Genomic DNA, 22,868 nt, shown 5'->3' with positions numbered 1-22,868 from the left:
AAAAATGTTCATAATTATAGTAAGATTTTTGCCATGCATAAGAATATTATTATTGAAGGAGAAATTAAATCAGGTAAAAGTTTTGTTCTAAATACCATATTAAAAGGGCTAAATTTAAATTATGGTGGTTTTATAACTTTTCCATATTTTGAAAATGGTTTGAGAATTGGTTTCAAAATTAAAGATTTAATAACAAATGATGAAGGTGTTATTGCGATACATAACATTGATAAAAATTTAATAATTTATCCAGAAGTTTTTGATGATTTAGGAGTTAGATCTCTTGAGAACGGTTATAAAAATTCAGATTTAATAATTATGGATGAGCTTGGCTTTTTAGAAGATGAATCTTATAAATTTAAGAGTAAAGTTATAGAAATTTTAAAATCTGATAAAAAAACTTTTATTGTTATAAAAGAAAGAAAAACCCCATTTTTAGAAGAAATTATAAGATATGGAAAAATTTTTAAAATTAATAAAGAAAATAGAGAAAATATTATTCAAGAAATAATTTTGGAGGCTTTTTATGGATATTTATGATGATTTAATTTTTTCAGTTAAAGATAAATTTAATACAAAGATAAACAAACTATGTGTTGGTGTTAGATGGACTGCTGTATATTCTAATAGAGTAGGAATTTCAATGACTTATAATAATAACGATCATAAATCTGGAATTGAAGATGCTGGAAATTTAGAAGGCAAAACAGTAATTGAACTTTTGAATTATTTGAAAACATTTGATACATTAAAAATTTCTTTAGGTTTAGCAACTCTAAATTCTTTAATTAAAATTCCTGAAAAATATGAAACTATTAATATTTTCGATTATTTGATAAATAAAGGAAAAGATAAAAAGATAGTTTTTATTGGACATTTTGAAGATATAAAAAAACTTGAAAAAATTGCTAAAGAGATAATTATAATAGAAAGAAAACCAAGAGAAAATGACTATTTAGATACTTTTCAAGAATATTTAATTCCTGAAGGAGACATAATTGCAATAACTGGTTCAACATTTATTAATAAGTCAATTAAAAGAATTTTAGAACTTGCTAAAGGAAAATATGTAATTGTTTTTGGCCCAACTACACCTCTTTCAGAAGTTTTATTCGATTATGGAGTTGATATGATAGGCGGGGTAGTTTCTAAAAATGATTTGAAATTATTTAATATCATTTCACAAGGTGGTAGTATAAATAACCTAAAAGAAGTTATTGATTTTGTAACTATTAAGAGGAGGGACTTATGAAAAAAGTTTTGATTTTATCTCTAATTATTTTTATTTTATTTACAACTTTTTCAATAAAAAATGTTAAGACTGAAGATTTTAGATTTCCAGCAGAAATAATATTTGAAATAAACAAAAACTATTTTTATATTAATGATTATAAAATTTATTTTGATATAAACAAAAATGTAAAACCTGTTGTAAAGCATGGAAGAACATTTGTTCCATTAAGATCAATTGTTGAAAGTATTGGAGGAGAAGTTCTGTGGAAAAATAAAACAAAAGAGATTGAAATAAGATTTAAAGACAAATTAATAATTTTAACAGTAGATAAAAACAGTGCTTTTATTAATGGAAAAGTAAAAAAAATTGATATAGATGACAATATTAAACCATTTATTTTATATTCAAGAACATATATTCCTCTAAGATTTATAATTGAAAATCTAGGTGGAAAAGTAGATTATAATTCTCACGATAGTACAATTAAAATTACTATAGATAGAGATATAAAAGAGGTAATTGATTCAAATGGAAGAAAAGTTATCATTCCAAAAAAAATTTATAGAATTGCCTCGCTTTATCCAATGTCAACTATTATTATTTTTTCACTCAAAGAACAAGATAAACTAATTGGCAGAGTTACTGGAGAAAAAGTTGTAAATTATGAGAATATTAAAAAAATTTATCCTAACTATATTAAATTACCTGAAATAGGAAGTTTTAAAGATTATAATGTTGAAATTTTAATTTCTTTAAGACCTGATATAGTAATTTCTCCTCACTATACAAACATAAAAAAAATTGAAGAAGTTAATTTGCCATGTATTCTATTAAACCATGAAACACCAGATAATCTTTTAAAATCAATTGAAATTCTTGGAGATGCACTGGATAAAAAAAATGAAGCAAATAAATTAATTGAATATTACAAAATAAAAAAAGAAGATATTGAAAAGAAATTAAAAGGTTTGGAGAAAAAAAAGGTATATATTGCAGGAGAAACAATATTGAAATCTTTTGGAAGCGATTTTTATCAAACTTTTATGGTTGATATTGCTGGTGGAGAAAGTGTTACAAAGAATATTAAAGGTGGAAAAATAGAAATTTCACTTGAGGACTTATTAAGATTTAATCCAGAATATATATTTATACCTCCATACTTTCTTGGAACAAAAGAGGAGATTTTAAATAAAAAAGAACTTCAAGAAATTAAAGCAATAAAAGAGAAAAGAGTTTATAAATTTCCATCATTTATTCTTTCTTATGACCTTCCATCAGTTGAATCAATATTAGGAATAATTTGGATTGCAGAAAAAATAAATGGTGAAATATTAAAATTAGATATTGAAAAAGAGATTAGAGATTTTTATAAAAATATATTTGATTATAATTTAAATCAAAAAGAGATTGAGGAGATTTTAAAAGATTAAACTATGAAAAAAATCATTATTAAAGATTTAAACTTTGGTTTTTTTGATTCTGAAATTTTTGATAAATTTTCTTTTGAAATTGAGAACGGTGAGATTTTAACAATTTTAGGACCTAATGGTTCAGGAAAAACAACTCTTTTAAAACTTATTCAAAAAATTCTTTTACCAAAAGGAGGAAATATTATAATCTCAGGTAAAGATATAAATGAATTAAGTTATAAAGATTTAAGTAAAGAAATTTCATATGTACCTCAAATTCACACTCCAGCATTTCCTTATACTGTTTTTGATTTTGTGCTAATGGGAAGAAACCCATATATTGGAAATTACTCAGTTCCAAGAGAAATAGATAAAGAAGTTGTTGAAAAATCTTTAAAAGATTTAGGCATATTTCATTTAAAAGATAGACCGTATATAAATTTAAGTGGTGGAGAACTTCGTCTTGTGTTAATAGCTAGAGCAATAGCACAAGAGACAGATGTTCTTTTATTAGATGAACCAACTGCATTTCTTGATTTCAAAAATAGATTTTTTGTTCTTGAAAAAATAAAAGAACTTAGAGAAAAAAGAAATTTGACAGTAATAATTACAATGCATGACCCAAATGAAGCCATAAATTTTTCAGATAGGATTTTATTGATGAACAAAAGAGAAATAGTTTCTTTTGGTAAACCAGATTTTGTTTTAACAAAAGAAAATATAAAAAAAGTTTATTCAATAGATGTTGATTTAATTTATATTAATGGAAAAAAATTCATTATACCAAAAGAAAAGTTATAGAGATACCTTTATAATTATAATTATTATTTTAATCTTATTAAATTTAATTTTATTTTTATTTTCAATTTCAATAGGAAGGTACTCAATTAAAATAAGTGATATTATTAAACTTTTTTTATCTTTTTTTAATCTAAAAGACTATCAATTGGATCCTAATATAAAGTTAATTGTTTTTGATATTAGGTTACCAAGAATTCTTATATCAATGCTAGTTGGTTCATCTCTTTCAATTAGTGGTTTATCACTGCAGGGGATCTTTAATAATCCACTTGTATCTCCTTATATTCTTGGAATATCTGGTGGTGCTGGATTTGGAGCTGCATTAGGTGTTTTAATTGGCAAAAATTTTTTCTATATTGAAATTTTATCCTTTATATTTGGAATCTTATCTGTATTGTTAACTTATTATATAAGTGGAAGTTTTAGAACTACTTCAAACATAAATTTAGTTTTATCAGGATTTATTGTTGGAAATATATTTTCTTCACTTTTATCATTGATTAAATATTATCTTGATCCAATGCAGAAACTACCAACTATTGTTTTCTGGCTGATGGGTTCATTTAATTCAATTTCAAAAATTGAACTATATTCAACTTTCCCAATTTTTTTGTTTTGTATAATTTTCCTTTTTTTATTAAGATGGAAATTAAACATTGTTTCTCTTGGAGATGAAGAAGCAATATCTCTTGGGGAAAATCCTAAATTATTAAAGGGTTTAATTATTATTTTAACAACAATTTTAACAGCAACTTCGGTTTCAATTTCAGGAATAATAGGTTGGGTTGGTCTTGCTGTACCTCATATTGGGAGATTTTTAATAGGTTCTGATTTTAGGAAACTAACTACTTTTTCAATTTTTTTTGGTTCATTTTACCTTTTATTAATTGATAATATAGCAAGAACTTTAACTCCATCTGAAATTCCTATTGGTATTTTAACTTCTTTAATCGGAGCTCCAATTTTTATTTATGCTTTGAGAAGAAAATAATTGAGTTATTCTATCAAGAATAATTGAACAAGCAGATCTTACTGTCAAGTGATTATAATTATTTTCTTTAGGAAAACCAAATATCGGTTCTAAAATATAATCATATTTAACTTTATCAACAACAATACCCCATCCTGTTCCAAAAACAAGAAGAACAGGATATTGAACTATGATTTCTTTTAAAAATCTATATGAAATATTATTATCAAATTTTCTTGCACTTGTTAAAATAATTTTTGGTTTTTCTTTTTCTTCGTTCTCAATATATTTTATTACCTCATTTAAATTTCTTTTAATGCTTACAATTTTAAGAGCTTCTTTTCTATCTTCATTATAAAAACTACCCCTTTCTTTTGTCCAAAAATTAATAATTCTTTTAATAGTTTCTCTTTGTGCTTTGAAAGGATGGACTATAAAATATTTTTTAACACCAAAAGTTCTTCCAGCTCTACTTATATCAACAATATCATAAGGAACTATTGATGATACTATTATTTTCTTATTTATATCATAAACTGGATAATGTATTAATGCTATATAAATTCTCATTCTATATTTAGTTTATTATCAATAGAAAAAAATTCATTAAAAATTTCCTTTAAAATCTTTTTTTCCTCCTCTGTAAGAGATTTGTTTAATAATAAATCTGGTCTTAAAAGAAGAGTTCTTTTTAATGCTTCTTTTTTTCTGTATTTTTCTATTTCTTTATGATTCCCAGACAAAAGAACTTCGGGTACTTCAAAATTTTCATAAATTTTTGGTCTTGTATACTGAGGATATTCAAGAATGCCTTCTTCAAAACTTTCAATCATTTTTGTTTCCTCTTTTTTTAAAAATCCAGGAATTATTCTTAAAATTGTGTCTATTATTATAAGAGTTGGTATTTCACCTCCAGATGTTATAATATCACCAATTGATATTTCTTCATTTATATAATTTTTTATTCTTTCATCTACTCCTTCATAGTGTCCACAAAGAAAAGTAATAGAGTTATATTGAGTTAGGGTTTTTGCTAATTTTTGAGTAAATTTTATTCCTGATGGTGAAAGAAGAATAATATGAGTATCTTTTGAAATTTCTTTTGCTTTATCAATACTTTTTTTAAGTGGAGGGAACATAAGAACCATACCTGGTCCGCCTCCATATGTATAATCATCAACCTTTTTATGTCTATCATCAGAAAAATTTCTTGGATTTATTAAAAATATCTTAATTATTCCTTTTTCAATTGCTTTTTTTGGAAGACTCAAAGAGAAATAACATTCAAATATTTGAGGAAAAATCGATATTATAATGAACTCCATTATAATTCATCAAATTTTTTATTTAATTTTATATAATTTTTTTCTAAATTAACCTCTTTTATAAAAATTTTCATAAATGGAATAATTATTTCTTCTTCATTTTTTATAACTATAGCATCATTAGCAGATGGATTCGAGATAAAATTTGTAACTTTTCCTATATATTTATCTTCTAAATCATAAACCTCTAGATTCATAAGTTGGAAAATGTAATATTCATCCTCTTTTAATTTTTTAAGTTCTTCGATATTTATTACAATATATCTTCCAATGTAATTTTCCAAAGGATCTTTTGGTTGGTTTTTAAGTTTAACTATTACTCTATCTATATAATCAATCACTTCTAAAACAGGAATTATTTCTGGTTCTTCGTTTTCAATTTGAACTAAAATTTTATCTAAATTTTTAAATCTCTCGATATTATTTGTTTCTTTTTTTATAACAAAAGATGGGGAGACCCCCCATAAAGAAACAATCTCCCCTATTGTTATATATTTACTCATTCTTTATTTCTACAACCTTCCCGTCCCTTAAAATGATCTCAGTTTCCTGAATTTTTTTCCAGAAATCGTCTCCCTCTTTTACATCAACAAAACCTTCTACAATTCCATGAAGATAAAATTCTCCATCTTTAAGAAGTTTAATATTTTCTCTTTCTCTAATAAGATTCTCTTTTATCCTCTCTTCTTCCTCTTTTTGTTCTTTTATTTTATTTTTAACTGCCTGTAGATATGTAGGTTCAAGAGTGGGTGCTGTAAGTAATAATTTTTTTTCTTCAGAGACGATTTCTGAAATTCTTTTTTCAGATAATTCAATTAATTTGTTAAATCTTTCAATTAAATCCTTTTTTAAATCCTCTGTTACAAAGGATTTAACAAGGACCTGTCTTTTAATTAACACTTTAGATTACCTTATTCTTATGAAAGAATCGAAACTATTGTACTTTTGCCAGATTTTCTTGAAATTGCTTGAACAATAGTTCTTAGTGCTTCTGCAGTTTTACCCTGTTTCCCAATAACTTTTCCAATGTCCTCTTGCCCAACCTTTACTTCATAAATAACTGTTGATGAACCCTCAATTTTTTTAACTTGAACTTTTTCAGGATAATCAACAATAATTTTTACAAGTTTCTCTAAAAGATTTGAAGCGTTTGATGCATTTGCCATAGTCTACCTCCATTTTAAAATTTGTTTTGATAATTTGAAGACCCCGGAGTATTTATCTCCGGGGTTTTGAAAAAGAATATCTCTCTTATTAAGAGAGAATGTTTACCATAGCATTCTTACCTGATTTGCTGGCTGCTGCTCTAACTAATGTTCTTAAAGCATTTGCTGTTCTTCCCTGTTTCCCAATAACCTTACCAATATCTTCTGCACTAACCTTTACTTCATAAACAACAGCCTGTTCACCCTCTACTGCTTGTACCTTAACATCCTCTGGATGATCTACCAATGCTTTTACAATCTCCTCAAGTAAATCCTTCATTGTTTAACCTCCTTCAACTTTTTAATAAGGTTTTTAACTGAATCTGTAGGTTGAGCTCCTTTGCTCAACCAATACTCCAACCGCTCCAAGTTTACATTTAATTCTTCTCCTTCGGAGCGTGGATTATAACTGCCCAAACTTTCTATATAAGAACTTTTGGGCTGTTTTCTGCTATCAATTACAATAAGCCTATAGTATGGCTCTTTCTTTTTGCCCATCCTTCTTAACTTTATCTTTACCAACCTTTTCACCTCCAAAGGAAACAGGTTAATATAAATTTTATATTATTAGAAATTTTTGTCAATATTATAAAATGTTATAATAAAATTGTAATTTATTTTCTACAGGAGGTTAATTTATGAAAAAACTTTATTTATTAGTATTATTATTAATCTCTTTATTAATTATTTTTCCTATGACTGCTTGCAAAAAAGCAGAAGAACAAAAGCCAGTTTTTAAACTTGCAACTGTTATGCCAGGTTCAATTCAAGATGCTGATTATAACACATTAGGTTATATTGCAACTCAAGAAGTTGGAAAAGAATATGATATTGAAATTGCTTATTCTGAAAAAGTTGCAGTTCCTGATGTTGAAAGAGTAATGAAAGAGTACATTGCAGATGGTTTTAATATTATATGGGTACATGGAGGACAATTCAATTCAGCAGCATTAAAGCTTGCTGATGAAAATACAAATGTAACATTTATTGTTGAAGTAGATACCGAACCAAAAGATAAAAAACCAAATGTTTGGTACTTCCATAGAAACTTTCATACAGGTTTTTATGTTTTAGGTGCACTTGCAGCACTTAAAACTGAAACAGGAAAGATTGGATATATTGGTGGTCTTGAAATGCCATTTACATATGGAGAAATAAATGCAGTAAAACAAGCCATTAAAGATTTAGGTTCAAAAGCAACACTTGATTATGTTTACGCTGGTGATTTTAATGACCCACTAAAAGCAAGACAAGCAGCTGAAAGTTTAATTGCAAAAGGAGTAGATGTAATTTTAAGTTCAGTTAACTTAGGAAATTACGGTATTTATAACGCTCTTGCAGAAGCAAAAAGACCAGTTTATATTACAGTGAAATATACAGACAAAGCATCTCAAGCTCCTCAAAATTATCTAACAGCAGATCTTTTTGATTTTAGAGTTCCTTTAAGAGAAGTTGTCGGTAGAGTTTTAAAAGGTGAAAAGGGAGGATTTTTAAAACTTGAATATGGGCCTGGTAAAGCAAGATACACTCAATTTCCAATCAAAAATGTAAGTGATGAAATTAATGCTAAGGTTAAACAGATTGCAGATGATGTTGCATCAGGAAAAATACAAGTAATTGAAAAACTTGATGCAATTAATCCATAAAAATTAATAAATTTTTAAAAGGGGGAGGTAATTATCCTCCCCTATTTTTATTTTAATAAGATGAAGGAAATTTTTGTTGAATTAAAAAAAATTAGAAAAGTATTTGGTGAAGTTGTTGCTTTAGATAATGTTAATTTTTCTGTTTATAAAGGTGAAATTCATGGTTTGTTAGGTGAAAATGGTGCTGGTAAATCAACTTTAATGAATATTCTATATGGTTTATATACTCCAGATGAAGGAGAAATTTATATTGAAGGTAAAAGAGTTAAAATTTCTTCCCCTTTTGATTCAATAAAACTTGGCATTGGTATGGTTCATCAAGTTTCCACACTTGTGCCTCAATTCACATCCCTTGAAAATATTATACTTGGAACTGAATATGATAAATATAAACTTGATTATGAAAAGGAAAAAGAAAAAATAATTAAAATTTCAAAAGAACTCGGATTTGAATTTCCACTCGATGTAAAAGTAAGAGATCTTTCAGCAGGTATTAAACAAAAAATAGAAATAGTTAGAGCACTTTTTAGAGGAGCAAAACTTTTAATTTTAGATGAACCAACAACTTCTCTTGTTGAAAGTGAATTCCAACAACTTTTAAAAACTTTAAAAACTCTTGTTGAAAAAGGTGTAACAATAATTTTCATAACACACAAAATGAGAGAAGTTTTGCTTGCATGTGATAGGGTAACAATTTTAAGAAAAGGTAAAGTACAAGGGACATTAAATAGAAATGAGATGACCACTGAAGCTATAGTAAAATTGATGTTTCAGGAAAAAGACCTTAAAGTAACTGAAAGTGCACTTCCAAAGGTTGAATTACCTCCACAAAAAAGAAGTGAACAACCAGTTTTAATTGTAAAAAATCTTTTTGTTGAACCTTCTGAAAAGTCAGTTGGTCTAAAGAATATTTCTTTCGAACTATTTAGGGGAGAAATTTTGGGTGTTGCTTCAGTTTCTGGCAATGGAGAAAAAGAACTTGCTCAGGTTATTGTTAATCCTAAACTTATGAAAAGTGGAGATATTATTCTTGATGGTGAGTCAATCAAAAATTTAACAACTATTGATGTTTTTTCTAAAGGTCTATTTTATACTCCTGAAGATAGAATAAAAGAAGGTATATTACCAGATGGAACAATAGTTGAAAATATTTTGTTAGGACATCATTTTGAAGAAAGATTTCTTGAAAAAAATTTTTTAATTAAATGGGATGAAGTAAGAAAAGTTACAAAAGATATAATTACAAAATTTAATGTTTACACTCCAACAGAAGAATTACAAATTAGAAGATTATCAGGTGGTAATATACAAAAAGTAATTATAGGAAGATCATTTGTTAATCCAATTAAAGTTCTTGTAACACATAATCCAACATCTGGTCTCGATTTTTCAACTGTTGAATTTATTTTTAGAAAACTTATAGAAACAAGAGAAAATGGAAGTGGAGTCCTTTGGATTGGAGAAGATTTAGATGAACTCCTTATTCTTTGTGATAGAATACTTGTTTTGCATAAAGGTGAAATTAAAGGAATTTTTGAAAGAAAAGATTTTGATAAATTCAAAATGGGACTCCTTATGATAGGAGGAGAAGTATGAGGGATAAAAAGAAATTTATAAGAACTTTTATAATATATTTACTTTCAATTTTTTTAGCATTTGTAGTTATTTCATTAATTGCTTTACTTTTTAGATATAATGTTTTAAGAGTTTTGAGAACTCTTTTAACAACATCATTTAGATCTTGGTTTGGCTTTCAAGAAACAATTAAAAAAACAATACCTTTAATTTTTACTACATATGCATTTACGATCCCTTTTATGATAAAGTTTTTCAATATTGGTGCATTTGGTCAAATGCTTTTTGGTGGAACTATTGCCTCGGTTATTGGTTTAACTTTATCAAATCAATTTGGATTAAATTTGCCTTCTTTTATTATGATTCCAATTTTAGTTTTGTCAGGCATTCTAGCAGGTGGTTTTTTTGCTTTAATTGCAGGATATCTTACAGCGAAATTTGATATAAATCCAATAATTTCAACTATAATGTTAAATTTTGTAGCTATGCAATTTTTAAATTTTATTGCAACTAATCCTCTTTATAGAGATCCTTATGAAGGTCATCCTATAACTCTTCCTCTTCCGAAATCTGGAACACTTGGATTTTTTTATGGAATTCCATACTCAATAATTTTTGCATTTATTATAATAATTTTTGTGTATATTTTAATTTTAAAAACTAGACTTGGTTTTGAAATAAAAGCAATTGGATATAATTTAGATTCAGCACAAACCTTTGGTATAAATTTTCACAAAACTATTTTAATAACATTCTTTATTTCAGGAGCTCTTGCTGGTCTTGGCGGAACTCTTGAAATTATTAATATACATAAAAAATTAATTGAGGGTTTTGCTCAAACAAGTGGTGCACAATATGGAATCTTTGGAATTTTAACAAGTCTAATTGTTTCAGGAAATCCTCTTGGTGTTCCAATTGCTGCTTTTTTAATGTCAGTTTTACTTGTTGGTGCTGATGCACTTCAAAGAACAATGCAGATTCCAGTTGAAATGGTTTTTGTTGCTCAAGCATTAATTGTTCTTTTTATTGTAATTTTCAGAGAGGCTTTTGAAAGGAGGAAAAAATAAATGTTAAATGCAATAAATTCATTTATTTCTCAAACAATCACTTATGCAGTTGTTTATACTTTAACAAGTCTTGGAATAGTAATTGCAGGAAGAGCTGGAATTTTTAATGTTTCTGGTGAAGGCATAATGCTTGCATCTGCTTCATTAGGTTTTATTGTAAGTTACTTATCGCAAAATGCTATTTTTGGATTTATAGTTGGTGCTATATTAGGAGGTTTGTTTGGTCTAATTTTATCTACAATTCATGAAAAATTTAAAGTTAACCAATTTGTTCTTGGTATATCACTTGTTATTTTAGGAACAGGACTTTCTGATCTTTTCTATAAATTAATAATTGGAGTTAGACTTACTGCACCAAGAGCACCTAAAACTCCCGGGATTAATATCCCAATTTTAAATAAAATACCAATTGTTTCAGCATTCTTAAATCAAGATGTAGTTGTTTATTTTCTATATTTTATTATTATTATTTTTTGGTGGTTTTATTACAAAACAAAAATAGGTCTTGAAACAAGAGCAATTGGTGAAAATCCAAAAGCAGCTGATGTTGTTGGAGTAAATGTTACAAGAAGAAGAATTTTATCAACAATTATTGGTTCAATTTTAATTGGAATCTCAGGTGCATATTTACCAATTGTTATTACAGGAACTTATACTCCTGATATTTCAGCAGGTAGAGGTTTTATGGCTGTTGGAATTGCAATATTTGCTAGTTGGAAGCCTCAAAGAGCAATTCTCGGAGGATTTTTATTTGCAGCAATAGAGGTTATTGCATTTAGATTACAAGTTATTTCTCAAAGAATTCCATATCAATTCTTCTTAATGCTCCCATTTATTTCTGTTTTACTTGTTATGATGATATTCAAAAAACAAATTGAATTTCCAGCATCAGTTGGTAAGCCATATAGTAGAGAATAATTTTAAATCATAAGTTTAATTCTATCTCCTTTTTCTAATTTTGTTACATGAATTAAACTTCTATTTTTACCTATTGGAAAAATAAGTTCTCCTTTTCTTTTTATGTTTCCTATAAAATAAAGATTTAATTTATCAATTTCTTTTCCATCGTATGTTATTGGTATTTTTAAAATTTTGTCATTTTTTAATTTAATGGTAACAAATTCATCGCTATTTAATATCTCTTCTATTTCGTAGTATTTTTCTTGTGGAATGCTTTGTGAATATTTTACCTTTCCTATAAACTTTGGAATTTCTTTTATATCTTTATATTTAATTAGGTCATTATTATATTGAATTAATCTTGACATTGTTAATGGTTTTTTTAAAAAGACTTCAAATGCAAGTTCATTAACATTTAATTTCTTATTTTTCATTAAACCAAGAATATATTGAGAAAATTTTGACACAGAGGGAGGTCTAATAGGTGCAAGTGTTTTCATTAAAAATTTTTCTATATTGTTAAGGTTAAAATTTTTATTTTCTAATTTTTTTAAATATTTAAACCTTGCATCAAGTTTTTTCAACTCTTTTATTTTATATTCTATTTCCTTAATTTTGTTGCCTTTTTTAAGGTTTCTTATATGTTTTTTAACCCCTTTAATTTTCTCTTTTAAATCTTTATATTCGCTATATCTTCCATAATTCACAATTTCAAGAGTTCCTTTAACTATTTCATCAAAATTTAAATCTATGTCTTCTGGAATTTTTACAAATATTGTTTTTAATATTTTTTCAGGATTTAAAGGATAAAAGTATTTTCTTTTGCTTTTTTCAATATTAATATCATTAACAAAGATTCCTTCAATTCCATTAATTTTTAAAAACAATTTATCGACTCCTTTTCCAACTATGTAAAATTCATAATCTTCAAATTCAAAAATTAGATTTCCAAAAGAAAGTTCATCCTCAATTAAATTTTTAAATCCTGCCTTTGTTTTTAAAAATTTAAATTCAACATCAAAAATAGATATTGGAGGTTCAATTCCAAAATAAAAACAGTCAAAAAGAATTGTTTTAAAAATAGATGAAGTTGCTTTTGAATGGGTATATAAATTTATATCATTTGCCCCTCTTCTTGTTTCTGATAAAGCATTTTCCATAAATATTTTTGAAATTTTATAAATTTTATCTCTATTAAAATTTGAGATATATAAATCAAGAAAATTTAAAAATCTAATTCTTAATTGATCTATTTTTTCGAAATCTAATTTCTTGTAATTTGCAAAGAAATCTGAAATATAAACTGAATAAAATGGTTGTTTTCCACTATTAGGTGGATTTGAGGAATCAAGTCTATCAGATACTTGAAGAATTTTTACAAAAAAATTTTTTTCAAACTTTTTACATCCGTTAGAATACTTACATCTTTGGCAACCATGATGAGAACAAATAAGATTTATCGGAGATAATTCTTCTAAAAGATCTTTAAAATTAGGAAATTTTTTATATAAAGGCTCTTTTAAAAATTTATTAACATTATCAGGAAGTTTATCCTCAAGAATGAGTATTGCATGTTGATCTTTTATATTTAAATCTTTGTCTTTTGATAATAAAAAATGAGAAGAAATTTTACCAATATCATGAAAAAAGGAAGATATTTCTAGATATTTGATAAATTTGCTTAAATTATTTATATCCATCAAATTTGGTGGAGGCGGCGGGAATTGAACCCGCGTCCATGGAATATCAGTTTAAACCTTCTACAGGTTTAGCCTGTTATTTCTTTCTCTTCTTCTCTCCTCTAAACAGGCATAGAAGAGAGAAGCGTATCCTCATCTTTTTTAACCTTTATCCCTGAGGATGAGGATAAAGGCGAGTCTCCTTTTAGCCACAGTTTGAGAGACCAAGGAGACCAGAATCTCCCAAACTGGCAGCAGACCTTATGCTACTGCAAAAGCATAATTTGTGTTGGCATTTTAAATCTTTTGAGAGTTTTAGGGTTCTCTCAAACCCACCTGCCGGTTTAAACCTCCATTCCATGTCGAACTCCTTTCGCCCCCGCATTATCTATTATACCATAATTCTTTCCAAAAAAGATTTACCATAATGAGTTTTTACACCGAAAATTTCACCTATTGTAGCACCTAGATCTGAAAATTTGTGTATACCTATAAAGTTATTTTTTTTAATATCTTTTCCATAAAAAATTATTGGAACATTTTCTCTCGTATGATCTGTATGTTTTAAAAAAGTTGGGTCATTTCCATGATCTGCAGTTATTATTAAAATATCCTCATCTTTAAGCCATTTTAAGTAATTTCCAAGAAAACCATCAAATTCTAAAAGAGCATTTGCAAAACCCCATAAATCTCTTCTGTGTCCATAATTCATGTCAAAATCAACAAGATTTGTAAAAATTAAAGAAAAATTAACTTCTTCTATTGTTTTTTTTAATAAAATTGCCATATTTTCTGTATTATTTTCAATATGAATTATTTCTGTAAAACCTCTTTTTGCAAAAATATCATATACTTTTCCAATACCAAGAGTTTTAAACCCATTTTTTATTAAAATATCAAGGAGTGTATCAATTGGAGGTTCAAGGGAATAATCTTTTCTATCAGGAGTTCTATAAAATTTTCCTATTTCTCCTGAGAATGGTCTTGCAATTACTCTGGCAACAGCATGTTCTCCTTTTAAAATTTCTCTTGCAATTTCACACATTTTATACAATTCACTTAATGGTATAACATCAACATGTGCAGCAATTTGAAATACTGAATCTGCAGAGGTATAAACAATAGGATAACCTGTTTTGATATGCTCTTCTCCTAATTTTTTTATAATTTCAGTACCAGATGCTGGTTTATTCCATAAAACCTTTCTTCCTATTCTTTTTTCAAATTCTTTAATTATTTCTTCAGGAAATCCATCTGGATAAACAGGAAATGGCTTCTCAAGTTTAACACCCATTAGTTCCCAATGTCCTGTTGTTGTATCTTTTCCAGGTGATTCTTCTTCTAAAATTCCATAACTTCCTAATGTTTCAATATTCATATTATAAAGTAAATTTAAAATACCTAAATTAGTTAAATTTGGGAGTTTAATTCCAGTTTTTTCAATCACATTAAGTAATGTATTGCTATTTTCATCTCCATACTTTTTTGCATCTTTTGCTCCACCAATTCCAACTCCATCAAGAATCACCAGTATCACTCTTTTTGTCATTTTTCCTCCATAAAGGATGTGTATTTAAATATATTTCTCTTAAATATTCTTTTGTTAAATGTGTATAAATTTGAGTAGTTGAGATATCAACATGTCCTAAAAGTTCTTGAACACTTCTTAAATCAGCTCCTCTTTCAAGAAGATGAGTTGCAAATGAGTGTCTCAACATATGAGGATGAACTTTTTTCTTAAGTTTTGCCTTTTTTGAGTATATTCTCAAAAAATTGTTTATATATTGTCTTAACAATTTTTCACCTTTTTTATTTACGAACAAAAATTCACTATTAATATTTAATCTTTCTCTTTCTTTAAGATAATCTGTTATATATGCTTTTGCAATATCTCCAAAAGGTACTATTCTTTCTTTACTGCCTTTTCCAAAACACTTTAGATAATTACTATCAAAATCTAAATCTTTAATTTTCAAATTGATTATCTCTGATACTCTTAAGCCAGAACTATATAATAGCTCAACTATTGCTCTATCTCTTTTGCCTTTCAATGTTTTGTTATCTATCACATCAATTAATTTATCAATTTCTTCAACTGTTAAAATTTGTGGGAGTCTTTTCTCGTTTTTTGGAAATGTTAAATCAACCGTGGGATCCTTTTCTATTAACTCTTCTTTAATTAAAAACCTATAAAAAGATCTTAACGCAGATATTTTTCTTCTCAAGGATGAAGGCTTTAATTTCTTTTTAGATAAAAAGATTAAATAATTAAAAGAATCTTTTTTATCTATATCTTGAGGTGTTTTGTTGATTAAATCAAGAAATTCTTTAAAATCATTTAGATCATTTTTATAAGATTCAATTGTGTTTTTAGAAAATTCTTTTTCAAACTCAAGATAGGAGAAGAATGTTTCAAATATATTTATAGTTTTCATATATGTATGATATTGAAAAAGCTGTTTTAAGATCTTCTATATCTCCTTTTAAAAGAAGATTATATGCTTCTTCAATTGTTAGTTTAACAACCTTTTCAATTTCTCCTTCATGTTTAAATTCATCAGATATAAAATATGCATTTTTGCATAAAAAAATATGAATTATTTCATTTGTAAAGCCTGGTGAGGTGGAAAAAGTTCCAATCTTTTTAAACTCTCCAGTAAAACCTGTTTCTTCCATAAGTTCTCTTTGAGCACAAACTAGGGGGTCTTCACCTTTTTTTAATTTACCTGCAGGAATTTCAAGAAGTTCCTTTTCAAAAGGTGACCTATACTGCTTAACTAATATTAGGTTTTTATCATTGGTTATTGGAATAATTCCAACTGCACCAGGGTGAATAACTATTTCTCTATAAGTTTCTTTATTTTCATTAACGATAACTTTTCTCTCAATAACTTTTATTAGTTTTCCATCAAAAACTAGATTTTCGCTTAACTTCTTTTCCATTATTCTTCAAAATAAAAATCTATAATCTTTTCTACTACATCAATGCTTTTTTGAAGATCTTCTATTTTTATATATTCTTCTTTTGTGTGAACATTCATCATTCCACATGAAAGAACAACTGTTTCTATTCCTTTTTCATGAAATATATTTGAATCAGAACCACCCATAGTTGGTCTAACTATTGGTTTTATGTTAAGTGACTCAAAAACTTTTTTTATTAAGACAATTAATTTATCGTTTTCTGAAAACTTATATCCATTATATTCTCTATTAAGATAATAATCTAATTTCCCTCCTCCTTTTTCGATCTCTTCAATAAAAATATTTATTATTTCATCTGTTAAATTTAACAATTTTTCTTCATCTCTACTTCTTGCTTCACCGTGAACTTCAACATAATCTGGAATCACATTTGTTGCATTGCCACCCTTTATTATTCCTATATTAGCAGTTGTTTCATTATCTATTTTTCCTAACTTAATTCTATTTATAGCCTTAGATGCAAGTAATATTGCATTTATTCCTTTTTCTGGTTCTGCACCAGCATGTGCTGCTTTTCCATAAATAAAAAATTTAAAAGTATTATGATATGGTGATTCACTAACAATTTCTCCTGGTGGATTATGCATATCAAAAACATAACCTTCTTTTGCTTCAATATAAGATAAATTTATACCTTTGGCTCCTTTAAGACCTGTTTCTTCTTCAACAGTTAAGACAACATCAATAATTCCTTTAATATTATCTTTTTTTCTTTTAACTCCTTCAAGAATTGCTATTACACCAGATTTATCATCAGCACCTAAAATTGTTTTTCCATCTGTTTTAATTATCCCATTTTCCAAAATAACATTAATATTATCACTATCAACTGGTACAGTATCAATATGAGCATTTAATAGAAGTGCTTTATTACCTTTTCCAACTTTTAAATACATATTACCTATATCATCTATTTTCCAACCTCCTAGATCTTTATAAAGTTCAATAATTTTTTCTCTTACTTTTTCCTCTTTACCAGAAGGTGAAGGAATTTTACAAAGTTCAATAAAATTTTTTATTGCATCATTCATCATTGTTTGTTTTCTTCCTCTTTTACCTCTTTTTTAACCTCTTCTTCTATTTTTTTAACCTCCTCCTCTTGTATGCCCTTTTGAGATTTTATTTTTTCTATTTCTTCTTCTTTTTCCTTTATCTCGTTTTCTAATTTCTTTATCTCATCAAAAATTGTTTGAATTGATTCGAAAATTTCATCTTTTGTTTTACCTTGTTTAAATAGATCATAAACTTTTGTTCCAAGTTCTTTAAGTTTCCCACCCTTTTTACTTTCTAGAATTAAAATAGTACCTTTAAGATTTGCAATTTCTGCTAACTCCTTAGTTTTTTCTGCACCAACCTTTAAACCTTTTTTAATTTTTTCCCAAAAAGTTTCCTCCATCTCTTTTACCTCCTTTAAATAAATATTATTTTATAAATTTTATAAAATAATTTTTCTTATTTCTTTTATATCAAGATTGATATAATTAGGTTCACCTGTACTTTTTATTGCTGACTCAATATCTTTTAATCCATTACCTGAAATAATTACAACAATTTTTTCATGTTCATTTATTTTGTTTTCATTTTTCATCTTAATTAATCCTGCAAGTGAAGTGACTCCAGCTGGCTCTCCAAATATTCCTGTTAATTTTCCTAAAAGAGGTATTGCATTCAAAATTTCTTCATCTTTAACAGAAATAAAAATCCCATTATATTCTTTTGCTAATTTTAGAGCCATGTTTCCATTTCTTGGATAACCAACACATATTGAATCAGCAACTGTTTTTGGGTTATTTATAGGTTCTACTTTCTCTTTATTTTCAATATATGCTTTAACTATAGGAGATGCTCCTTCAGCTTGAACACCTATTACTTGAGGTATTTTATCTATCAATTTAAATTTATATAAATCATAAAAACCTTTATAGACACCACTATATATAACACCATCGCCAACCGATACAAAAATTTTATCTGGAACTTCAAAACCTAATTGTTCCCATAATTCAAAAGAAACACTCTTCTTTCCTTCAATTGTATAAGGATTATAAGCAGTATTTCTATTGTACCAACCAAACTCTTCACTGGCTTTTATACATAAATCAAAACAGTCATCATAACTACCTTTAACTGCAAAAACTTTTGCTCCAAATGCAAGAAGTTGAGCGATTTTTGCTCTTGGTGCAGTTTCTGGAACAAATATATATGTTTTAATGCCGACACTTGCTGCAATTCCAGCAACTGAAGAAGCTGCATTTCCAGTTGAAGCGGTTGTTATAGAATCATATCCAAGTTCAATTGCTTTTATAACAACAATAAAAGATGCTCTATCTTTGAATGAAGCTGTAGGGTTTCTGCCATCATCTTTTATATATAAATTTGTCAAACCAAGAAATTCATTTAATCTTTTTGATTTATAAAGGGGTGTCATACCAACATTTAAAGGTGGAGTATTTTCAATATTATTAATTGGTAATAGTTCATGATATCTTAATATATTATTTGGCCTATCTTTAAGTTTTTCCTTTTTAAAATCAATATTTTCATAATCAAGTTCAACAAAAAGAATACCATCTTTTCCACATTTTGGACATGTATACTTGACTTCTGTTTCTTTATATTCATTTCCACAGAGGATACATTTTAAAAATTTTATCTTTCTCATGATTTAATTATATAACCAATATCATTCCAACTGAAGCAAAAATTCCCATAATTCCACCAAATATAAAAGTTGCTTGGGGTGATATGTATTGCCAAAGTAATCCTCCTATTAAAGAAGCGGGAAATAAACCAATTCCAACAAGAGTCGCATGCAATCCAATTAAACTTCCTTTGAATTCTGGTGGTGACAAATCTGAAATAAGAGCTTTTTCAACACCTTCTGTAAATGCCATATATAGTCCATAAATTGCAAAAAGAGTATAAAGAGATAATGAAGTTTTTGCAAAAGCATAGGAAATATAAACAATCCCATAGATTAAATATCCTAAAACTATTATCCATTTTCTACCAATTCTATCAGATAATCTTCCAAGTGGATATGAAAATAGTGCATATGTTAAATTATATACAAGATAAAGTGTTAAAACTGATATAATAGAGAAACCTATATTTTTAGCTTTTAATAGTAAAAATTGATTTGATGAATTTCCAAATGTAAAAATAAGAGTAACTAGAAGAAAACCCCTTAATTTCTTTGGAATAATTTTTAAATTTAATATAATTTTCTTACCTAAAGGCAAACCGGTTGCAGTTTCTTTAACAAAAAATAAAAACAATACACCTAAAACCCCAGGTATTATACTTATTAAAATAATATATTTAAATATAGGTAAATAATTTGATATTGTATTTTTATTCGTCTCAATTGATAATAATTCAAATCTATTTATCAGATATAATGAAATAAGAACACCGAGAAAAGCACCAAGTGTGTCCATTGTTCTGTGAATTCCAAATGCTCTACCTCTTTTTTCATTTACTGATTCAGCAATAAGAGCATCTCTTGGGGCAGTTCTTATTCCTTTTCCTATTCTATCAATAACTCTTCCAGTAAAAACCCCTCCCCATCCACTAGCAAAATACATAAAAATTTTTCCTATAACCGAAAATGAATAACCAAAAATTGCAAGTATTTTTCTTTTTTTAATCATGTCTGATATATTTCCAGAGAAAACTTTAAGTAAACTTGCTAAACTTTCTGCAATTCCTTCAATCAATCCTATAATTTCTGGTCCTCCACCAAGAGCAACAATATAAAGTGAAATTAGTGGATAAAACATTTCAGTACTTATATCTGTTAAAAAAGAGGTTAATCCAGTTAATATAACATTAAACATTAATACCTCCTATATAATACATATAATCTTATTTTAATCTAAAAAATAAAATTCTAAAAAAGAAGAATATGAATTTATTTCAATATAAACTTTATTTTCTCCCCCATTAAAGTAATATTCATTCTTATTTTTTATTTTAAATCCCAAATCTTTAAGATTAAATTTTGTATTTTTAACATTTAATTTTATTTCTATATAAAAATTTTTTCTTAGCCCTATTTTTATAAAAGATGGTTTCAGATTTAAATTTAAAAATAAATTATTTGCATTTTGAGGTAATTTTAATTCTAAAAATGAAGAATTAGATTTAATATTTAATCTATTTAAAAGAATATCTGAAAAATCAAGATCATAAAAAATAGACTTTCCTTGAATAGTTAAATAAAGATTTTTATCATTATTAACAATTAAATTATATTCATTTGAATCATATAAATCTTTTTTTATAATACTATTTTGAATTAGTAAATAATTTATATTTTTATTTAAAACTTTTTTAAATAGATAAACCTTTTTATAAGATGAATAATCAAATATAAAATCTTTATTTATTTTTTCACCTAATATTTTTAAATTTCCATTTTCAATTTTTAAATCTATATTTATTAACTTAACATCACTTTCTTCTTTAAAAATTTCAGAATATAAAACTCTTTTCTCAATGTAATTAGGATAGATAAAAAAATAAAAAATTATAGTAGATAAAAACAATATAAGAATTAAATATCTTCCTCTCTTTAATACAATATTCAAAATAATGTATATGAACAATATTGTTAACAATTGAATATAATAAATTTTTAAAAAAGTTTGAATATCAGTAGTTAAAAAAATGTAGATTATTATTAAAAGTAAGATTAGAAAAAAAATAATTTTAAATTTTTTCACTTTGTGTGAAATTCAACTATATCTTTATCTTGTAAAATATAATCTCTATTAACTTGTTGTCCTTCAAATCTACTTGAACCCCACAATCTTGCATATTTTAAATTTTTAGCAATTTCTTTATGCAATTTATATGCAGCATCTAAAACTGTTGCTCCTTTTTTTAAAATTAATGGATCTGTCATATCAGGAGGCTTACCTGGCTCTTTAGTGTAAACTCTTATTATATTTAATCCCTCAAAAATTTTTTTAATAAGTTCTTCAATATTTATTATTGATTCTGATGAACCATATACAATTGGAATAAGAGTATTAATATTTTTTATTTTGTTATCTATTTCCTCTTTTGATATTAAATCACATTTATTTATAAAAATTAAACCTCTTTTATTTAATGGTCCAAAAAGATAATCTTCACTTAAACCTTCTCCTAGAAGCTTTATACCCTTATCCTCAAGAATTTTTAATATTTTATCTAACTCATAATTTATATTCATTTCAAACGATAGAACTATTAAAATTAAGTCAGAATTTCTTATAATATCAAAAATAATATAATCACAATCTTCATTAACAGGAGGAAGATCTATAAATTGAATTTTAATATCTTCATAAGGCACCATTCCAACAACAGGAGTTTTAGTTGTAAATGGATAATCTCCAATTTCTGATGGTACAGATGAAAGGAGATAAAAAAGTGTTGATTTTCCTGAATTAGGTGGTCCAACAAGAGTTACTTGACCTGCACCTTCTCTTTCTATATAAAAAGAGCTTCTTTTACCTTTATTTTTCTTTTGAAATTCTAATTCTTCTTTTAATTTAGAAATTTTAGCTTTAATTTCTGCTTGCAATTTATCTGTCCCCTTGTGTTTGGGCATAATTGCATACATTTTTTTAAGAACTTCAATTTTTTCTTGAATTGTTTTCTTTTCTCTATATTCTTTTTCTAAGTCATAGAATTGAGGCGGTAAATTTGCAGGCATATTAAAATATTTGGCGGATGGGGCGGGATTCGAACCCGCGAGGCAGGGTTTACCCACCTACCGCATTTCAAGTGCGGTGCCTTCAACCACTCGGCCACCCATCCTATTTTGAGGGGAGTCATCCCCTCTAAAAAATAATTTACTCCAATGTTATTGCGCCAGTAGGACACGCGTCAACACATAGTCCACATTCAATACAAGCTTCTGGATGTACAACATATGATTTTTTATCTGAACCTTCTCCTCTAATTTCAAATACATTTGGATCTGCAGGGCAGACATTGTAGCACTCTTCATCACCATTACATTTTTCATGGTCAATAATAGGTCCAGGCATAAACACCTCCTAAAAATTGTCTAAAGAT

At 26.7% G+C, this 22,868-nt stretch carries 27 protein-coding genes, 1 tRNA gene and 1 other RNA gene; 9 read left to right on the top strand and 20 right to left on the bottom strand.

Features of this window, described 5'->3' with window-relative positions:
* Positions 1-33: 33 nt before the first annotated feature.
* Genes N3D74_00510 through N3D74_00490 form a run of 5 tightly spaced genes read left to right on the top strand, consistent with a single transcriptional unit; the run spans position 34 to position 4,435 of the window.
* Entirely contained in the window at positions 34-540 is a 507-nt protein-coding gene (locus N3D74_00510; protein MCX8094665.1) for a nucleoside-triphosphatase, read from the top strand.
* The gene (locus tag N3D74_00505; GenBank protein MCX8094664.1) at positions 527-1,252 is read left to right on the top strand and encodes a DUF364 domain-containing protein; all 726 of its coding nucleotides are present in this window, start codon (positions 527-529) and stop codon (positions 1,250-1,252) included. Before N3D74_00510 ends, N3D74_00505 begins: the two co-directional genes overlap by 14 nt.
* A complete protein-coding gene (locus N3D74_00500) occupies positions 1,249-2,664 on the top strand; it encodes a stalk domain-containing protein (GenBank protein ID MCX8094663.1) in 1,416 nt (471 codons plus the stop codon). Before N3D74_00505 ends, N3D74_00500 begins: the two co-directional genes overlap by 4 nt.
* Before the next feature lie 3 nt (positions 2,665-2,667).
* Complete coding sequence (locus N3D74_00495; GenBank protein MCX8094662.1) at positions 2,668-3,444, top strand: ABC transporter ATP-binding protein; 777 nt, start codon at positions 2,668-2,670, stop codon at positions 3,442-3,444.
* Complete coding sequence (locus tag N3D74_00490; protein MCX8094661.1) at positions 3,407-4,435, top strand: iron ABC transporter permease; 1,029 nt, start codon at positions 3,407-3,409, stop codon at positions 4,433-4,435. The genes N3D74_00495 and N3D74_00490 overlap by 38 nt, the downstream gene beginning before the upstream one ends.
* On the opposite strand, the gene N3D74_00485 is transcribed toward N3D74_00490, so the two are convergent.
* From N3D74_00485 to rpsP, 7 genes are all read right to left on the bottom strand, one after another.
* Positions 4,391-4,984 carry an RNA methyltransferase gene (locus N3D74_00485; protein ID MCX8094660.1) on the bottom strand — a complete coding sequence of 198 codons (594 nt, stop codon included), beginning with the start codon at positions 4,982-4,984 and terminating at the stop codon, positions 4,391-4,393. The genes N3D74_00490 and N3D74_00485 overlap by 45 nt on opposite strands.
* Complete coding sequence (gene trmD, locus N3D74_00480) at positions 4,981-5,739, bottom strand: tRNA (guanosine(37)-N1)-methyltransferase TrmD (GenBank protein ID MCX8094659.1); 759 nt, start codon at positions 5,737-5,739, stop codon at positions 4,981-4,983. The genes N3D74_00485 and trmD overlap by 4 nt, the downstream gene beginning before the upstream one ends.
* Positions 5,739-6,242 carry a ribosome maturation factor RimM gene (gene rimM / locus N3D74_00475; protein ID MCX8094658.1) on the bottom strand — a complete coding sequence of 168 codons (504 nt, stop codon included), beginning with the start codon at positions 6,240-6,242 and terminating at the stop codon, positions 5,739-5,741. The genes trmD and rimM overlap by 1 nt, the downstream gene beginning before the upstream one ends.
* Positions 6,235-6,639, bottom strand: coding sequence for a YlqD family protein (locus N3D74_00470; protein ID MCX8094657.1), 405 nt, complete (start codon positions 6,637-6,639; stop codon positions 6,235-6,237). The genes rimM and N3D74_00470 overlap by 8 nt, the downstream gene beginning before the upstream one ends.
* A 17-nt stretch (positions 6,640-6,656) precedes the next feature.
* Entirely contained in the window at positions 6,657-6,905 is a 249-nt protein-coding gene (locus tag N3D74_00465; protein ID MCX8094656.1) for a KH domain-containing protein, read from the bottom strand.
* 88 nt (positions 6,906-6,993) lie between these two features.
* Positions 6,994-7,224, bottom strand: a complete 231-nt coding sequence (locus N3D74_00460) for a KH domain-containing protein (protein MCX8094655.1) — start codon at positions 7,222-7,224, stop codon at positions 6,994-6,996.
* The gene (gene rpsP / locus N3D74_00455) at positions 7,221-7,466 is read right to left on the bottom strand and encodes a 30S ribosomal protein S16 (protein MCX8094654.1); all 246 of its coding nucleotides are present in this window, start codon (positions 7,464-7,466) and stop codon (positions 7,221-7,223) included. The genes N3D74_00460 and rpsP overlap by 4 nt, the downstream gene beginning before the upstream one ends.
* Before the next feature lie 116 nt (positions 7,467-7,582).
* Here rpsP and N3D74_00450 point away from each other — a divergent pair, with 116 nt between their 5' ends.
* From N3D74_00450 to N3D74_00435, 4 genes are read left to right on the top strand one after another with little or no spacing between them, the layout of a single operon-like run.
* Complete coding sequence (locus N3D74_00450; GenBank protein ID MCX8094653.1) at positions 7,583-8,590, top strand: BMP family protein; 1,008 nt, start codon at positions 7,583-7,585, stop codon at positions 8,588-8,590.
* 60 nt (positions 8,591-8,650) lie between these two features.
* Positions 8,651-10,186 carry an ABC transporter ATP-binding protein gene (locus N3D74_00445; GenBank protein ID MCX8094652.1) on the top strand — a complete coding sequence of 512 codons (1,536 nt, stop codon included), beginning with the start codon at positions 8,651-8,653 and terminating at the stop codon, positions 10,184-10,186.
* Positions 10,183-11,232 carry an ABC transporter permease gene (locus tag N3D74_00440; GenBank protein ID MCX8094651.1) on the top strand — a complete coding sequence of 350 codons (1,050 nt, stop codon included), beginning with the start codon at positions 10,183-10,185 and terminating at the stop codon, positions 11,230-11,232. Before N3D74_00445 ends, N3D74_00440 begins: the two co-directional genes overlap by 4 nt.
* A complete protein-coding gene (locus tag N3D74_00435; GenBank protein ID MCX8094650.1) occupies positions 11,233-12,150 on the top strand; it encodes an ABC transporter permease in 918 nt (305 codons plus the stop codon). It begins immediately after the preceding gene.
* A 2-nt stretch (positions 12,151-12,152) separates the two neighbouring features.
* On the opposite strand, the gene N3D74_00430 is transcribed toward N3D74_00435, so the two are convergent.
* From N3D74_00430 to N3D74_00370, 13 genes are all read right to left on the bottom strand, one after another.
* Complete coding sequence (locus N3D74_00430) at positions 12,153-13,832, bottom strand: hypothetical protein (protein MCX8094649.1); 1,680 nt, start codon at positions 13,830-13,832, stop codon at positions 12,153-12,155.
* A gap of 6 nt (positions 13,833-13,838) precedes the next feature.
* Positions 13,839-14,192, bottom strand: a transfer-messenger RNA (tmRNA) gene (gene ssrA, locus N3D74_00425).
* Positions 14,193-14,202: 10 nt separating this feature from the next.
* The gene (locus N3D74_00420) at positions 14,203-15,360 is read right to left on the bottom strand and encodes a phosphopentomutase (GenBank protein MCX8094648.1); all 1,158 of its coding nucleotides are present in this window, start codon (positions 15,358-15,360) and stop codon (positions 14,203-14,205) included.
* Positions 15,329-16,246, bottom strand: a complete 918-nt coding sequence (xerD, locus tag N3D74_00415) for a site-specific tyrosine recombinase XerD (GenBank protein MCX8094647.1) — start codon at positions 16,244-16,246, stop codon at positions 15,329-15,331. The genes N3D74_00420 and xerD overlap by 32 nt, the downstream gene beginning before the upstream one ends.
* Positions 16,224-16,754 (bottom strand): NUDIX hydrolase, encoded by a 531-nt coding sequence (locus N3D74_00410; GenBank protein MCX8094646.1) that lies wholly within the window; start codon positions 16,752-16,754, stop codon positions 16,224-16,226. The genes xerD and N3D74_00410 overlap by 23 nt, the downstream gene beginning before the upstream one ends.
* Positions 16,754-17,827, bottom strand: a complete 1,074-nt coding sequence (locus N3D74_00405; GenBank protein MCX8094645.1) for a M20/M25/M40 family metallo-hydrolase — start codon at positions 17,825-17,827, stop codon at positions 16,754-16,756. The genes N3D74_00410 and N3D74_00405 overlap by 1 nt, the downstream gene beginning before the upstream one ends.
* On the bottom strand, positions 17,827-18,192 hold the full coding sequence (locus N3D74_00400; protein ID MCX8094644.1) for a hypothetical protein: 366 nt from the start codon (positions 18,190-18,192) through the stop codon (positions 17,827-17,829). The genes N3D74_00405 and N3D74_00400 overlap by 1 nt, the downstream gene beginning before the upstream one ends.
* A 39-nt stretch (positions 18,193-18,231) precedes the next feature.
* On the bottom strand, positions 18,232-19,458 hold the full coding sequence (thrC, locus tag N3D74_00395; GenBank protein MCX8094643.1) for a threonine synthase: 1,227 nt from the start codon (positions 19,456-19,458) through the stop codon (positions 18,232-18,234).
* A 7-nt stretch (positions 19,459-19,465) separates the two neighbouring features.
* Positions 19,466-20,635 (bottom strand): MFS transporter, encoded by a 1,170-nt coding sequence (locus N3D74_00390; GenBank protein ID MCX8094642.1) that lies wholly within the window; start codon positions 20,633-20,635, stop codon positions 19,466-19,468.
* 33 nt (positions 20,636-20,668) lie between these two features.
* A complete protein-coding gene (locus N3D74_00385; protein MCX8094641.1) occupies positions 20,669-21,523 on the bottom strand; it encodes a hypothetical protein in 855 nt (284 codons plus the stop codon).
* Positions 21,520-22,503 carry a TGS domain-containing protein gene (locus N3D74_00380; GenBank protein ID MCX8094640.1) on the bottom strand — a complete coding sequence of 328 codons (984 nt, stop codon included), beginning with the start codon at positions 22,501-22,503 and terminating at the stop codon, positions 21,520-21,522. Before N3D74_00380 ends, N3D74_00385 begins: the two co-directional genes overlap by 4 nt.
* An 11-nt stretch (positions 22,504-22,514) precedes the next feature.
* Positions 22,515-22,607: transfer RNA gene (locus tag N3D74_00375), tRNA-Ser, on the bottom strand.
* 35 nt (positions 22,608-22,642) lie between these two features.
* On the bottom strand, positions 22,643-22,840 hold the full coding sequence (locus N3D74_00370; protein MCX8094639.1) for a ferredoxin family protein: 198 nt from the start codon (positions 22,838-22,840) through the stop codon (positions 22,643-22,645).
* Between the last annotated feature and the right edge of the window lie 28 nt (positions 22,841-22,868).

The sequence above is a fragment of the Caldisericia bacterium genome (assembly GCA_026414995.1).
Lineage (GTDB): Bacteria > Caldisericota > Caldisericia > B22-G15 > B22-G15 > JAAYUH01.
This window is presented reverse-complemented; position numbering and strand designations above follow the sequence as displayed.

Coding starts and splice junctions, on each gene's coding strand:
- N3D74_00510 (MCX8094665.1), top strand. CDS start 34: ATGCATAAGAATATTATTATTGAAGGAGAAATTAAATCAGGTAAAAGT.
- N3D74_00505 (MCX8094664.1), top strand. CDS start 527: ATGGATATTTATGATGATTTAATTTTTTCAGTTAAAGATAAATTTAAT.
- N3D74_00500 (MCX8094663.1), top strand. CDS start 1,249: ATGAAAAAAGTTTTGATTTTATCTCTAATTATTTTTATTTTATTTACA.
- N3D74_00495 (MCX8094662.1), top strand. CDS start 2,668: ATGAAAAAAATCATTATTAAAGATTTAAACTTTGGTTTTTTTGATTCT.
- N3D74_00490 (MCX8094661.1), top strand. CDS start 3,407: ATGGAAAAAAATTCATTATACCAAAAGAAAAGTTATAGAGATACCTTT.
- N3D74_00485 (MCX8094660.1), bottom strand. CDS start 4,984: ATGAGAATTTATATAGCATTAATACATTATCCAGTTTATGATATAAAT.
- trmD (MCX8094659.1), bottom strand. CDS start 5,739: ATGGAGTTCATTATAATATCGATTTTTCCTCAAATATTTGAATGTTAT.
- rimM (MCX8094658.1), bottom strand. CDS start 6,242: ATGAGTAAATATATAACAATAGGGGAGATTGTTTCTTTATGGGGGGTC.
- N3D74_00465 (MCX8094656.1), bottom strand. CDS start 6,905: ATGGCAAATGCATCAAACGCTTCAAATCTTTTAGAGAAACTTGTAAAA.
- N3D74_00460 (MCX8094655.1), bottom strand. CDS start 7,224: ATGAAGGATTTACTTGAGGAGATTGTAAAAGCATTGGTAGATCATCCA.
- N3D74_00450 (MCX8094653.1), top strand. CDS start 7,583: ATGAAAAAACTTTATTTATTAGTATTATTATTAATCTCTTTATTAATT.
- N3D74_00445 (MCX8094652.1), top strand. CDS start 8,651: ATGAAGGAAATTTTTGTTGAATTAAAAAAAATTAGAAAAGTATTTGGT.
- N3D74_00440 (MCX8094651.1), top strand. CDS start 10,183: ATGAGGGATAAAAAGAAATTTATAAGAACTTTTATAATATATTTACTT.
- N3D74_00435 (MCX8094650.1), top strand. CDS start 11,233: ATGTTAAATGCAATAAATTCATTTATTTCTCAAACAATCACTTATGCA.
- N3D74_00430 (MCX8094649.1), bottom strand. CDS start 13,832: ATGGATATAAATAATTTAAGCAAATTTATCAAATATCTAGAAATATCT.
- N3D74_00420 (MCX8094648.1), bottom strand. CDS start 15,360: ATGACAAAAAGAGTGATACTGGTGATTCTTGATGGAGTTGGAATTGGT.
- xerD (MCX8094647.1), bottom strand. CDS start 16,246: ATGAAAACTATAAATATATTTGAAACATTCTTCTCCTATCTTGAGTTT.
- N3D74_00410 (MCX8094646.1), bottom strand. CDS start 16,754: ATGGAAAAGAAGTTAAGCGAAAATCTAGTTTTTGATGGAAAACTAATA.
- N3D74_00405 (MCX8094645.1), bottom strand. CDS start 17,827: ATGAATGATGCAATAAAAAATTTTATTGAACTTTGTAAAATTCCTTCA.
- N3D74_00400 (MCX8094644.1), bottom strand. CDS start 18,192: ATGGAGGAAACTTTTTGGGAAAAAATTAAAAAAGGTTTAAAGGTTGGT.
- thrC (MCX8094643.1), bottom strand. CDS start 19,458: ATGAGAAAGATAAAATTTTTAAAATGTATCCTCTGTGGAAATGAATAT.
- N3D74_00390 (MCX8094642.1), bottom strand. CDS start 20,635: ATGTTTAATGTTATATTAACTGGATTAACCTCTTTTTTAACAGATATA.
- N3D74_00380 (MCX8094640.1), bottom strand. CDS start 22,503: ATGCCTGCAAATTTACCGCCTCAATTCTATGACTTAGAAAAAGAATAT.
- N3D74_00370 (MCX8094639.1), bottom strand. CDS start 22,840: ATGCCTGGACCTATTATTGACCATGAAAAATGTAATGGTGATGAAGAG.